The sequence below is a fragment of the Bordetella bronchiseptica genome (assembly GCF_900636925.1).
GTDB classification, from domain to species: Bacteria; Pseudomonadota; Gammaproteobacteria; order Burkholderiales; family Burkholderiaceae_B; genus Bordetella; species Bordetella pertussis.
Genome location: NZ_LR134326.1, coordinates 2082984 through 2095396, shown reverse-complemented (window position 1 = coordinate 2095396; position 12413 = coordinate 2082984). Strand labels below are relative to the sequence as shown.

The following is a 12413-nucleotide window of genomic DNA, read 5'->3' as shown; positions in this document are numbered from 1 at the left end:
TGCGTGATGATGACTGGCCCCGGGGTCAGTCGGCGCGGTAGTTCGGCGCCTCCTTGGTGATCTGCACGTCGTGGACATGCGATTCGCGTACGCCTGCGGAGGTGATTTCGACGAACTGCGTCTTGGTGCGCATGTCGTCGATGCTGGCGCAGCCGCAGTAGCCCATCGAGGCGCGGATGCCGCCCACCAGCTGGTAGATGATGGCCAGCACGCTGCCCTTGTAGGGCACGCGGCCTTCGATGCCTTCGGGCACCAGCTTGTCGGCGTTGTTGGCGGGATCCTGGAAGTAGCGGTCGGCCGAGCCGTCGGCCATCGCGCCCAGGCTGCCCATGCCGCGGTACGACTTGTACGAGCGGCCCTGGAACAGCACGACTTCGCCGGGGGCTTCCTCGGTGCCGGCGAACATGCCGCCCATCATGCAGGCGAACGCGCCGGCGGCCAGCGCCTTGGCGACGTCGCCCGAGTAGCGGATGCCGCCGTCGGCGATGAGGGGCACGCCGGTGCCTTCGAGGGCCTTGGCCACGTCGGAGATGGCGCTGATCTGGGGCACGCCCACACCGGCCACGATGCGCGTGGTGCAGATGGAGCCCGGGCCGATGCCGACCTTGACGCCGTCGGCGCCGGCTTCGACCAGCGCGCGCGCGGCGGCGGCGGTGGCGATGTTGCCGCCGATGACTTCGACCTTGGGGTAGTTCTGCTTGACCCAGCGCACGCGCTCGAGCACACCGGCCGAGTGGCCGTGCGCGGTGTCGACGATGATGACGTCGACGCCGGCGGCCACGAGTTTCTCGACCCGTTCCTCGGTGCCGGCGCCCACGCCCACGGCCGCGCCCACGCGCAGCTGGCCCTGGCTATCCTTGCAGGCGTAGGGGTGTTCGGTGTTCTTGACGATGTCCTTGACGGTGGCCAGGCCGCGCAGCTCGAAGGCGTCGTTGACGATGAGCACGCGCTCGAGGCGGTGCTTGTGCATCAGCGCCTGGGCTTCGTCGAGGGTGGCGCCTTCCTTCATGGTGACCAGACGGTCCTGCGGCGTCATGATGTTGCGCAGGGGCTGGTCGAGGCGGTCTTCGAAACGCAGGTCGCGGTTGGTGACGATGCCGACCAGCTTGCGCCCCTCGACCACCGGCAGGCCCGAGATGCCATGCTGGCGCTGCAGCGCGATGGCGTCGCGCACCTTCATGTCGGGGGTGACGGTAACCGGGTCGATGACGATGCCGAATTCGTGGCGCTTGACGCGCGCGACTTCCTTGGCCTGGTCATCGGCCGACAGATTCTTGTGGATGATCCCTATCCCGCCTTCCTGCGCCATGGCGATGGCCAGGCGCGCTTCGGTCACGGTGTCCATGGCGGCGGACACGAGCGGAATGTTCAGGGTGATGTTGCGGGTAAGGCGGGTGGTCAGCGAGGTGTCGCGCGGCAACACTTCGGAGTAAGCAGGCACCAGCAACACGTCGTCGAAGGTGAGTGCTTTTTGAACGAGACGCATGGGAGACTCCGGGCGCAAAGCAAGATTATACGCCGGCTGTAAGAAGTTACTAGTAGGAACCCTAGGTTCCGGGGGGAATTTTGCCGGGTGTACGCCCGCGGCAACAGTGCCCGCCCTCTGCGCTGGTGTCGCGGCCTATTTTTACCCGGATCATATTGACATTCGATATTTACCCGGGCAATATTTGTATCATTACATTTTTACCCGGATCAAATATCCATCATGACGACTCCCATGCCTGTCTATACCGCCTTCGCCGGCCATGCCCTGCTGGCGGCCGGCCCGCTGGCCGAGGTGGCGCTGGCGGCGCGGCGCGCCGCCGATGGCGATGCCGGCGCCGCAGTGTTCATTTACGAGGATGCCACCGGACGCGCCATCGATGTGGACACCCGGGGCACCGACGCGGAAATCGTCGCGCGCCTGCCGCTGCCGCTGCCGACGCCCGTCGAGCCCGAGGCCGAGGCCGAGCCGGAGGGTAGCCCTGCCCGGCCGCGCGGCCGGGGCCGGCCCAGGCTGGGCGTGGTGGCGCGCGAAGTGACGCTGCTGCCGCGTCACTGGGATTGGCTGGCCGGACAGCCCGGCGGCGCCTCGGTGGCGTTGCGCAAGCTGGTCGAGCAGGCGCGCCGCGAGCATGCCGGCGCCGACGCGCTGCGCCGCGGACGCGACGCCGCCTACACCTTCATGAGCGCGGCGGCGGGCAACCTGCCCGGCTTCGAGGAAGCCGTCCGCGCACTGTATGCCGGCGACGCCGAGCGGCTGGCTGCGCACATGGCCGGCTGGCCGGCCGATGTGCGCGCCTACGCCCTGCGCCTGGCCGGCGCGGCGGACCTGCCGGCCTAGAACGCCAGGCGGTAGGTGGCGGCCAGCCAGTACGACGGCATGCTGCTGTGCGTGGTCGTGTTGAGCATCAGCGAGGCCGTGCCCGGGCCCACCGGCGCCTGCACGCCCGCGCCGAAGCGCAGCCAGTTGCGCTGGGTGGAGGCGCCGTCCAGCTCGAACGGCATCAGGCCGATCACCTGGCCGCTGGCGCCGGAGTTATGGCTTTCGAAGCGATGGGAGGCTTCCACCGTGCCCAGCAGCTGCACGTTGCCGCCCACCTGCACGGTCGCGTCCACGCCCAGCCGCGCCACGTTGGCGTGGTCGGTGCGCGCATCCCAGCGCGCCGGGAAGCCGCCGCCATGCTCGGTATAGCTGCCCACGCGGGTACGGATGTAGCTGTAGTCCAGGTACGGGGTCAACGCGGCGCGCTCCCAGGCCAGCGCGTCGCGCCAGTCCAGCCGCAGGCGCGCGGCCGTGGTGCGCAGCGAGGCCTTGCCGCTGCTGCGGTCGTCCACGCCGGCGTTCGGGTAGCCGCGCCGCACGTTGAGGTCGCCATCGGCATACAGCGCGCTGGCGGTCAGCCACAGCGGCGTGCTGGGCAGGTTCCACAGCAGTTCGGGCATGACGTAGGTCTGCCTGGCCGTGCTCTTGCCGTCGTACTCCAGATACTGGCGCATGTTGCCGCCGCCCACGGCCAGGTTCAGCTGCACCTGTTCGTTGAAGCGATACGACAGGCCCGCCTCGCCCACCGCGGCGATGCCGTCCTGGCCGCCGTGCTCGGTACGGCCCCAATCGCCGGTGGTCCACATGCCGACCTTGCCGGCGGGCACCAGGCTGCGCAAGGGCGAGCCGTGCGCGCCGTGCAGCAGCATGTCGGTGGAGCTGGTCAGGCTGGCCGGCAGCGCGGCGGTCCCGCCCAGGCTGGAAGCGAACTCGCGCAGCGTGATCAGGCCGCCTCCGCCGGGCTGGCTGCCCGGTTGGCCGCCAGGCTGGGGAGCGGGCTCGCCGCCGCCGGGCGAAACGGGATCGGGCACCTTGTCGGCGGGTGTGCGTGCCACGAAGGTGTCACCGTTTTGCATCATGCCCATGACGATGGTGCCGTCGGCGTTGACGGCGAGCGCACGCCAGGTCTGGCCATCGGCAATCGCATAGCCGTGGCCGCGCAGCCATTGCTCGACGGTGAGCATGCCGCCTGCCTGGGTCCAGCGGAATGCGCTCTGCTCGGTGAGCAAGCCGATGCCGGTGCGATCGACGTAGCCCACCACGACGCTGCCGTCCGCGTTGACGGCGCTGGCGAACGACTGCCCTGCCTCGCCGCCGGCGATGGTGCCCAGGTTGGCCGAGCCGCCCGCCTGCGTCCAGCGGAAGGCGCGCGCCCCGCCAAAGCTGCTGCCGTACGCGGTTCCCACCACCACCGAGCCATCGCTATTGGTGGCCGCTGCGCGCGACGACGTACCGCCGGCGACATGCGGCAGCAAGTCAATGCCGTCGGTGGCGGTCCAGCGGTAGGCGTTCGGGGTGATCAGCGCGCCATCAGTGTATACATCGCCCACCACGACCTTGCCGTCGGCGCTTATGCCGCTGGCCAGCGCAAACGAATAGGACTCGAATCCGCTCAACGTCTGGACGCCTGTCGCCTGCGTCCAACGGAACGGACGGCGCTCTCCCGCACCATCCCATGTCAGCCACCCGACCACCACGCTGCCGTCGGCGCTCACGCCCGAGGCGTACGATTGCGTGGCGCCGTCCGTGCCTACGCCCAGGGGCTGGAACCAACTGCCATTGTCCCAGCGCACGGCCTGCGACAGCCCCCCGCTGACCACCACCCCCACCCCGACGCTGCCATCCTGGCTGAGCGCGTGAAAGCTGCTCCTGTCGCCCGCGATGACGTAATACGGAAAGGGATTGGACAGCGGCCACATCGCCGCGTGCGGACCGAGTCCGGGCACGGACCCGGTGCCGGCCAGGACTGTCGCGTCGCTGCTCATGGCCATGGGAATGAAAGTCGTGCCCATGGGTACCGCCAGTTGGTGCATCCCCATGCCGACGGTGGCCGGCGGCAAGGCCGGCGCGGCGCTTGCCAGTCCGTGGCATGCGGCCAGCGCCAGGCTGGCCATGACGGGCCGCAGACGCGGCACGCCGCACCGCACGTATTCAACTACCTGCTTCTTCATGAAACCCCTCTGTCCGGCTCCCTGGCCGGAACTGTTGTCTGCCGGCCCTCAGGCCTGGAACGCAGTGTGGAAAAGGCCGCCGACCGGAATGGCCGGCGCACCGCAAGACCCGGCGCGGCCGTGCGCGGATTTCGCATGGCACAGCGCGCCGTACGGTGCCGCGTTGCCGCGGCATCGGAAATGGAAAACAGGATGGATGTCGCCGGCGCGGCGCGCCCCCGGCAATGGGGCGCCTGACGCCGGCATGCGCTACTCCGGTGGGGCCTGCACCGACTGCGCCAGCGTGACCAGCTCTACCTGGCGGTGGCAATCGGTCTTGCGCAGCAGGTTCTTGAGATGGCCGCGCACGGTCTGCTCGCTCAGGTCGGCGCGGAGCGCGTAGCCCTTGACGGTCAGGCCCTGGGCCAGCGCATGCGCCAGGCGCGCCTCGGCAAGCGTGACGCCCAGCGCCTGCCGCAGCAGGTCGGGCGGCGCCACGTCGGTTTGCGCGCCGGCGCCGATCGACAGCATGGCCAGCGGCATGCCGCGCCAGGCCAGCAAGGGATGGCCGGCCTTCAACGGCAGCACCGAAACCGCCACCGGACCTTGAGGGGTGTGCACCATGAAGGCCCCGGCGCACGACGGCTCGCCGCGCGCGCAGGCGCCGGCCAGCGCCTGCTGGAAACGCGCCTGCACCGGCGCGTCGGCAAAGCGCCAGGTATCGTGGCGCACGCGGCACAGCGCGCCGGCCGCGGCCAGCGCGCGCGCAGCCGGATTGGCGTACTGCACGGCTGCCTGCGCATCGAGCACCACGATGCCCTGGCGCAACGCATCCAGCGCGGCCAGTCCGAACCCGGCCCGGTCCTGCAGGCCGGCCACGCGTGCGCGCAGCGCGCTGGCGCGCGCCAGGTGCGGCAGCGCGCGCTGGCACAGGGCGATCTCGGAGGCGCGGAACATGCCGTCTTCGCGGGCGCGCATGATGCCGATCACTTCCTTGCGCGAGCCGTCCTCGCGCAGCGTCAGGCCCACGGTGTGGCGCAGCCCCACCGACGGCAGCCAGTCGCTGTAGATGGCGCTGGAAGACATGGCCGAAGTATCGAAGCGTTCGTGGTCGATCACCATGCTGCCGGCCGGCATGGCCAGCACCGCGTGCATGCGCTCGTCGGTGCGGGCATAGTGCTGCTCGTACTCGCGCGCCTTGTCCTGCGGGGCCTCGAACGTGGCCAATCCGTCGGAGACCGCGCCGTTGGCGCAGTCGACGGTCATCTGGTGGAAAAAGGCCGCGCCCATGCGCGCGCGCAGCAACTCTACGCCCGCGTACCAATCCCCGCTATCGACGATACCGTCGTACAGGAGCTGGGTAATGGCATCCGCGTCGGCATGCAGCGTGGCGTCCATGGGGCGATCCGGGAGGGGCGATAGAAATACGGCGCGATATGCCGTAAAGATACACCATTGTTGCAACGAAAGTAACGCATCGTTGCATTGATGTAACACCAAAAATATCATTCACTATTGCCCGCGCTTGGGACGCACAGCAACACATTACCGCTATATCAGCCGCTTGGAAGGTTAGCTCGGCGATAAAGTAAATATATGTTACTTTGATGATGTTACACCCTCTGGCGGCCTAGGTCGCTGTGTACAGCCGGACCGCGGGCCCTGTCACTTATACCGCCCTCGGCCGGCCAAGCATCCATGGAGGCTGCAATGGGTTGGTTGACCGACAATTTTGGCGCACCCGCAACGGCGACAAGCGAAGTGGAGGCGGCACCCGCCTATCACATCTATCGTGCACATGCAGTTCAGGCCCGTCAGGTAGACGAACTCATCGGCCTGGTAAAAGGCGTGCTGGCCGATGGCGCAATATGCCAGGAAGAAGTTGCCTTTCTGCTGCGATGGATGCAGACCAATCAGGATGCATCGAACAAGTGGCCCGCAAAGGCCCTTTATCCACGCATTGCTGCGGCGCTGGCCGACGGGCATATGGATGCGATGGAAGAAGCCGAGATCATGGCGCTACTGCTGGCAACCGTGGGGAGCGAAGACGCTGCGGGGCAGCCCGCCATCAACAAGAGCACAGCTCTGCCGTTGTGCAGTCCCGTACCGGATATTCATTTCGACGCACATACTTTCTGCTTCACTGGAAAATTTACGAGCGGCACGCGGGACTGGTGCTCGCAACAAGTAGTGGAGCGCGGCGGCTCCAGCTTGAGCAATGTCACCAAGAAGCTGGACTATCTAGTCATTGGCGAACTGGGCAATCCCGACTGGCTCCACTCAACTTTCGGGTTGAAAATCAAGAAGGCAGTGGATTACCGGAGTTCAGGCGTCGCGCTGCGCATCATCAGCGAACAGGCTTGGTACGAGCATCTGCTGTCATGAAGCCCACGGACGCGCTGCACATACCGGCCACAGAGCCACGTCGCGAAGGATTGACAACCGGCCAACGCTGGCACGGGCCCGACTCAGGATTGATCGCCTGTTGGGAGCGCGGACGAGACAAGGCCCTGGAAGATCCCAGTCTGGCACAACGTGCGCGAAGCGGCGAACTACCTGTCCTTCCCTGGCGTGGTGGCGGCGACAAAGCATTGAAAACCGCTGCGCGCTACGGCACCTATCAATACTTGGCAATGTGGCTAGGACTGCGGGGGGAGGATTTACACATCGATCCGACGCACGAGACCACCCGTACGTGCACACGCCACGGCACGACTGTCACGTTCACCTCGGATATCAACAAATTCTGTCCAGTCAGTGCCGACAAGGACGAAATGCCAATATCGGTCGCCGAGACTCGCAGCAGTTGATCATTACAAGTAGCGTCGGAGCGTGGTACGACCTCCTATGCCCGGATATACCTCCAGCCCTCTTCCTGCAGCAGCGCGAGCGCCAGCACCGCCGCCTGGGGCAGCGCGCGCAGGGGCGCGCGCGCCGGCCGCTCCAGGCGGGCCAGCGTATTGGGGCACAGCCAGGTATGCGCATCGGCCGGATGAGGCGGCGCATCCAGCGCGGCCGCGACCGCCGCGGCGTTGGCGACGATGCGCACTTGCGCGCCGGGCGCCTCCTTGAGCAGGTTGGCGGCATTGTTGCGGGCGCGTTCGAGCGCGCCCGCGGTGGGGGCATGCAGCAGCACGCGCACGCACGGGGCGGCCGTCATCACAAGGCCCCGAAAAGCTGCGGCAACAGCGCCGGCGGCGCGCCGGTGCGCTTGCGCACGCGGCCGCCCTGCTCGCGCCAGACGATGGCCGGCGTGGCGCGCAGGCCCCATTGCGCCATCAGCGTTTCGTTGGCGTTGAGCCGTGCCGCAATCTCGGCCGGGATGTCGGCCAGCGGCTGGATGCCGCGTTCGTCCAGGGGTTTGCGTTCGCCCGCGGCCAGGGCGCGCGTGTTGCTGGCGACGTGGCCGGCCTCGTGGTCGTGCAGGGCCTTGGCCGGATCGGGCGCGGCCAGGATGGCGGCCGCCTTGCCTTCGCTGCTGGCGGTCAGGATGCCGACCGGGATATGCCGCAGTTGCACCTTGCCGGCCTCGACCCAGGGCCGCGCATCGGCCCACAGCTTGTTGCAGTACGGGCAGTTGGGGTCGGTGAATACGTACACGATACGCGCCGCGCCGGCCTTGCCATCGGCCACCCAGGCGCTTTGCTCCAGCGCGCTCCACAGCTTGTCCGACAGCGCGGGCTCGATGGCCTGCTCGAGCGCGGCCTGGGTCACGTCGCGACCTTCGGCGTCGAACATGGTGCCGACGATGACATGCTTGCCATCGGGCGTGGCGTACAGCGCGACCGGACGGTCGCCGGCGTGCGCGGCCCAGGCGGTCAGCCCGCCGGGCGCGGGAAAGGTGCCGAGGATTTCAATGCCGTGCTGGGCCAGCGCCGCGACGGGCGCCGGCGGCTGCTGGGCCTGCGCGGCGCCGGCGGCCAGCACGGCGCCGGCGAGCACGGCGCAGGCGCGCCGCAAACCGGCGGCCGCGCGCGGCAGGATGGGATCGGACATGACGGACGGACTCCTTGAAACGGGAAAGATCAGGGTGCGGGGCGCAACGCGCCCAGGCGCTGGACCAGGCTGGCCTGCGACAGTTCGCCCAGCCGCGTGTCGACCAGGCGCCCTTGCGCATCGAAGAACAGGGTGGCGGGCAAGGCGCGGTGGCCGAAATACGCGCCGGCCTGCGCGCCGGGGTCGAGCAGTACGTTGCGCAGCGGCATGCCGAGTTCCCGCAGGTAGGCGTTGACCTGTTGCGCGCTCTCGCCCTGGTTGACGAAAACGAAGTGCACGTCGGGCCGGGCCGCCTGCATGCGTTGCAGCATGGGCATCTCGCGCCGGCACGGCGGGCACCAGCTGGCCCAGAGGTTCAGCACCACGGGCTGGCCGGCGAAGGCGGCCAGGCTGCGCGGCGCGCCGTCGGGCGTCGCCAGCTGCAGCGGCGGCATGGCCTTGGTGGCCGCGGGTGCGCCGATGCCCAGCACGGCCGCCCCGACTGTCCATGCCAAGGTGGCGGCCGCCAGGCCGGCCAGCAGCGGCCGGCGCCGTGGCCCGCGGCGCCGGGCGAACCACAGGCCGCAGGCCCAGGCGCCGGCGAAACCGGCCCAGGCCAGCCAGCCGCCGTCGCGGATGTCCAGCACGTCCCATGGCGATTGCAGATAGGCCTCGCGGTGGCGCCAGACGAACGCCAGCCGCGCCGCCAGCAGCCCGGCCAGCAGCACCCGCATCAGCGGCATCTCGCCCGCGCCGGCACTGCCGGCCTGCCAGCGCGCCGCCAGGCTGCCTGCCGCCACGCAGGCCAGCATCAGCAGCAAGGCGGTCGGCAGCATCAGGGGGCCGAGCTGCACCATCGCGCTCATGCCTGCCACCCCGTGCGCCACAGCAGCACCCCGGCCACGACCACGCACACCAGCGCAAACAGCTGCTGCAGGCGCGCGGTGGGCAGGCGCGGCGCGAGCGCGCGGCCCAGCACCATGCCCAGCACCGCGGCGGCGACGAAGGTCCAGGCGGCCGCGTCCAGCGTCAGGCCGTCGGCCACGGCATGGCCGACGGTGACCGCCGAAATAAGCGCGATGACCATCAGCGAGGTGGAAACGATGGCGTGCATCGGGGCGTCGCTGAACTGGCGCAGCGCCGGCACGATGATGAAGCCCCCGCCCACGCCCAGCAGGCCGGTGAACAGCCCCGAAATCGCCCCGATGCCGCCCAGCGTGGCGGCGGCGCGGGGCGTCCAGACGAATTTGCCGGTTTGCGGCGAGATGTGGCAGGGCCGCTCGGCCTGCGCCTGGGCGCCGGCCGGCGCAGCCAGCGACTGGCGCAGCATGCGGCCGGCAACCAGCAGCATGACCATGGCGAACAGGCCGCTCAGCCAGGGGCCGGGCGCCAGCCGGGCCAACTGGGCGCCCCAGGGCGCCGCCAGGCCGCCGACGACGGACATCAGCGCGGCGGCCTTGTAGCGCACCGTGCCGCGGCGCAGGCCTTCGGCGCTGCCGACCGCGGCGGCCAGCCCGACCGCCATCAGGGCGACCGGCGCGGCCTGGGGCATGTCCATGCCCAGGCCCAGCACCAGCGCCGGCACCGCCAGGATGCCGCCGCCCGCCCCTGTCAGCCCCAGGGTCAGGCCTATCAATATGCCCAGGAATCCGCCTGCCATGCCGCCCACCGCGTATTATTACCAAAAGAAATAAGCAAATTATTATAAATAATTTAGAAAGACGGATCAATGCGCCGGGACGCTATACGGACAGCCGTTTGCCTTGTTGCCCGTCGGGATTGTCGGAGCGCGTGCCGCGTCTCGGTCGTAGGCAGGAGGATGGGCGTGGCGATGCGCCCCCTGTCGACGCCGGATCGGCCGGGCCGGCCGCCCCGCGGACGCGCGGCCCGATTGGTTAAACTGCCGTCTTTGCCCGCGCCGCCAGGCGCGGGCCGGTTTACCGATTACGGCAATGTCCAACACGCACGAAGTCCGCCCCGGCCAGTCGATCGAACTGCTCAAGGCCCTGCACATCCTGACCCGCGACGGCAAGATGAACCAGGACAGCCGGCGCAAGCTCAAGCAGGTCTACCACCTCTACCAGTTCATCGAACCGCTGCTGCAAAACGCCAGGGACGCGCGCGGCGCCGTCACCCTGGTGGACCATGGCGCGGGCAAGTCGTACCTGGGCTTCATCCTGTACGACCTGTTCTTCAAGGACCGGCGCGACGCCTCGCACATCTACGGCATCGAGACCCGCGCCGAACTGGTCCAAAGCGCGACCGAACTGGCCGCGCGCCTGGGCTTTGGCGGCATGTCGTTTCTCAACCTCTCGGTGGCCGATTCCATCGCGTCGGAACAGCTGCCGCCGCGGGTCGACATCGTGACCGCCCTGCACGCCTGCAACACCGCCACCGACGACGCCATCCGCTTCGCCCTGGCCAAGCAGGCGCAAAGCATCGTGCTGGTGCCCTGCTGCCAGGCGGAAGTGGCGGCCGTGCTGCGCAAGAACAAGGCGCGCGCCCTGGCCGACCCCATGGCCGAACTGTGGCGCCATCCGCTGCATACGCGCGAATTCGGCAGCCAGCTCACCAATGTGCTGCGCTGCCTGCAGCTCGAGGCCCATGGCTACCAGCTCAGCGTGACCGAGCTGGTGGGCTGGGAACACTCGATGAAGAACGAACTGATCATCGCCCGCCATCAACCCGGCAGGCCGCGCCGCGAGCCCGCGCGCCGCCTGCGCGAAATGCTGGAACGCATCGGCCTGCAGGAGCTGAGCGAGCGCTTCCAGGTCCCCGCGCAACCCTGATCCGGCGGCCGCGCCGCCGCGCAAGCCCGCGCGCCTGGGAATAACCCTAGCTGGACGCCCCGGCAAACTGCATACAATATTCTGTTTGCCTGGCCAATAGCCGGCCAGCGCACCGCGTATCCCGATCCACCGGGGCGCCGCGCGGCCCGCGCCGGCCGCGCCGCCAACCCGTTTCCTTGTTCCAGGGAGGCCGTTGTATGCGCTTGACCCGACGCCATGTCCTGCAGGCCCTCGCGGCCCTGCCCTTCGCCGTACGCCCGTCCTGGGCCCAGGACGCCTACCCATCCCGCCCGATCCGCCTGCTGGTGGGCTTTGCCCCTGGCGGCCTGACCGACATCGCCGCGCGCGCCCTGGCCGAACGCATGTCCAAGGCCATGAACGCCAGCGTCGTGGTGGAAAACCGCCCCGGCGGCCAGGCCATCATCGCCACCGTGGCGGTGGCCCGCGCCGAGCCCGATGGCTATACGCTGGGCTTTGCCGGCACCAACGGCATGATCCTCAACCCGCTGCTCTACAACAACCTGCCCTACAAGCAGGCCGACTTCAAGCAACTGGGCTCGATGGGCAAGTCGCCCATGCTGCTGATCGTGCACCCGGACCTGGGCGTGCGGAACGTGCAGGAATTCATTGCCCTGGCCAGGCAGAAGCCGGGCGAGATCACCTGCGCCCATGCGGGCCGCGGCATCATCAACCACCTGGCGCTGCTGCACTTCCAGTCCAAGACAGGCACGCAGTTCCAGGACGTGCCATACAAGGGCAGCGGCCCGGCGCTGCTGGACCTGATGGCCGGCACGGTCAAGAGCACGTTCGACTTCCCCACCTCGTCGATCGCCAATCTGCGCGCCGGCAAATACAAGGCGCTGGCCGTCACGGCGGACCAGCGGCTGAGCAGCCTGCCCGATGTCCCCACCATGAAGGAGGCCGGCCTGGACGGCTTCGAGCTCTACACGCGCATGATGATCTCCGGACCGGCGGCCATGCCGGCGCAGGTGGTCGGAAAGCTGGAGGAAGCGGTGCGCGCCGGCACGGCGGATCCCGGCCTGATCCAGCAGTTCGCCGACCAGGGCGTGACCATCGAGTTCACCTCGGCCGCCGACATGGACCGTGTCATCGCCGAAGAGTCGGCCATGTGGGAACAGGTGATCAAGGCCAACAACGTGCCGCGCACCGACCTGAAAAGCTGAGGAGCCC

Annotated in this window: 12 protein-coding genes; 5 read left to right on the top strand and 7 right to left on the bottom strand. The window is 68.8% G+C overall.

Annotated features, from left to right (window positions below; all coding sequences use genetic code 11):
• Positions 1-25: 25 nt before the first annotated feature.
• Positions 26-1486 (bottom strand): IMP dehydrogenase, encoded by a 1461-nt coding sequence (guaB, locus tag EL288_RS09720; protein WP_003812368.1) that lies wholly within the window; start codon positions 1484-1486, stop codon positions 26-28.
• Positions 1487-1708: 222 nt separating this feature from the next.
• On the opposite strand from guaB, the gene EL288_RS09715 reads away from it, so the two are divergent.
• On the top strand, positions 1709-2326 hold the full coding sequence (locus EL288_RS09715) for a DUF2239 family protein (protein ID WP_033459780.1): 618 nt from the start codon (positions 1709-1711) through the stop codon (positions 2324-2326).
• Here EL288_RS09715 and EL288_RS09710 read toward each other — a convergent pair.
• Together EL288_RS09710 and EL288_RS09705 are read right to left on the bottom strand one after the other, a co-directional pair.
• Positions 2323-4479 (bottom strand): BB2324 family autotransporter, encoded by a 2157-nt coding sequence (locus EL288_RS09710; RefSeq protein WP_003812372.1) that lies wholly within the window; start codon positions 4477-4479, stop codon positions 2323-2325. The two genes, EL288_RS09715 and EL288_RS09710, sit on opposite strands and share 4 nt — an antisense overlap.
• A gap of 249 nt (positions 4480-4728) precedes the next feature.
• Positions 4729-5856, bottom strand: coding sequence for a helix-turn-helix transcriptional regulator (locus EL288_RS09705; RefSeq protein WP_033459783.1), 1128 nt, complete (start codon positions 5854-5856; stop codon positions 4729-4731).
• Positions 5857-6168: 312 nt separating this feature from the next.
• Between EL288_RS09705 and EL288_RS09700 the strand changes: the two genes are divergently transcribed.
• Together EL288_RS09700 and EL288_RS09695 are read left to right on the top strand one after the other, a co-directional pair.
• The gene (locus EL288_RS09700) at positions 6169-6843 is read left to right on the top strand and encodes a BRCT domain-containing protein (RefSeq protein WP_003812376.1); all 675 of its coding nucleotides are present in this window, start codon (positions 6169-6171) and stop codon (positions 6841-6843) included.
• The gene (locus EL288_RS09695; protein ID WP_080603790.1) at positions 6840-7268 is read left to right on the top strand and encodes a hypothetical protein; all 429 of its coding nucleotides are present in this window, start codon (positions 6840-6842) and stop codon (positions 7266-7268) included. The genes EL288_RS09700 and EL288_RS09695 overlap by 4 nt, the downstream gene beginning before the upstream one ends.
• Positions 7269-7303: 35 nt before the next feature.
• Here the strand turns inward: EL288_RS09695 and EL288_RS09690 are convergent, their stop codons facing one another.
• The 4 genes from EL288_RS09690 to EL288_RS09675 are packed head-to-tail and all read right to left on the bottom strand — an operon-like array spanning position 7304 to position 10093.
• Positions 7304-7621 (bottom strand): hypothetical protein, encoded by a 318-nt coding sequence (locus EL288_RS09690; RefSeq protein WP_003812378.1) that lies wholly within the window; start codon positions 7619-7621, stop codon positions 7304-7306.
• A complete protein-coding gene (gene dsbG / locus EL288_RS09685) occupies positions 7618-8454 on the bottom strand; it encodes a thiol:disulfide interchange protein DsbG (protein WP_003812380.1) in 837 nt (278 codons plus the stop codon). The genes EL288_RS09690 and dsbG overlap by 4 nt, the downstream gene beginning before the upstream one ends.
• A 29-nt stretch (positions 8455-8483) precedes the next feature.
• Entirely contained in the window at positions 8484-9299 is an 816-nt protein-coding gene (locus tag EL288_RS09680) for a TlpA family protein disulfide reductase (protein WP_003812382.1), read from the bottom strand.
• Positions 9296-10093 (bottom strand): sulfite exporter TauE/SafE family protein, encoded by a 798-nt coding sequence (locus EL288_RS09675; protein ID WP_003812384.1) that lies wholly within the window; start codon positions 10091-10093, stop codon positions 9296-9298. Before EL288_RS09675 ends, EL288_RS09680 begins: the two co-directional genes overlap by 4 nt.
• 292 nt (positions 10094-10385) lie before the next feature.
• Here EL288_RS09675 and EL288_RS09670 point away from each other — a divergent pair, with 292 nt between their 5' ends.
• Positions 10386-11222, top strand: coding sequence for a class I SAM-dependent methyltransferase (locus EL288_RS09670; protein WP_003812386.1), 837 nt, complete (start codon positions 10386-10388; stop codon positions 11220-11222).
• Between the two features lie 197 nt (positions 11223-11419).
• Positions 11420-12406 (top strand): Bug family tripartite tricarboxylate transporter substrate binding protein, encoded by a 987-nt coding sequence (locus EL288_RS09665; protein WP_003812387.1) that lies wholly within the window; start codon positions 11420-11422, stop codon positions 12404-12406.
• Positions 12407-12413: the final 7 nt, after the last annotated feature.

Bases quoted from the DNA above. Each gene is read 5' to 3' on its own strand.
- EL288_RS09700 (WP_003812376.1), top strand. From the start codon at position 6,169: ATGGGTTGGTTGACCGACAATTTTGGCGCACCCGCAACGGCGACAAGC.
- guaB (WP_003812368.1), bottom strand. From the start codon at position 1,486: ATGCGTCTCGTTCAAAAAGCACTCACCTTCGACGACGTGTTGCTGGTG.
- EL288_RS09705 (WP_033459783.1), bottom strand. From the start codon at position 5,856: ATGGACGCCACGCTGCATGCCGACGCGGATGCCATTACCCAGCTCCTG.
- EL288_RS09665 (WP_003812387.1), top strand. From the start codon at position 11,420: ATGCGCTTGACCCGACGCCATGTCCTGCAGGCCCTCGCGGCCCTGCCC.
- EL288_RS09710 (WP_003812372.1), bottom strand. From the start codon at position 4,479: ATGAAGAAGCAGGTAGTTGAATACGTGCGGTGCGGCGTGCCGCGTCTG.
- EL288_RS09715 (WP_033459780.1), top strand. From the start codon at position 1,709: ATGACGACTCCCATGCCTGTCTATACCGCCTTCGCCGGCCATGCCCTG.
- EL288_RS09670 (WP_003812386.1), top strand. From the start codon at position 10,386: ATGTCCAACACGCACGAAGTCCGCCCCGGCCAGTCGATCGAACTGCTC.
- EL288_RS09680 (WP_003812382.1), bottom strand. From the start codon at position 9,299: ATGAGCGCGATGGTGCAGCTCGGCCCCCTGATGCTGCCGACCGCCTTG.
- EL288_RS09675 (WP_003812384.1), bottom strand. From the start codon at position 10,093: ATGGCAGGCGGATTCCTGGGCATATTGATAGGCCTGACCCTGGGGCTG.
- dsbG (WP_003812380.1), bottom strand. From the start codon at position 8,454: ATGTCCGATCCCATCCTGCCGCGCGCGGCCGCCGGTTTGCGGCGCGCC.
- EL288_RS09695 (WP_080603790.1), top strand. From the start codon at position 6,840: ATGAAGCCCACGGACGCGCTGCACATACCGGCCACAGAGCCACGTCGC.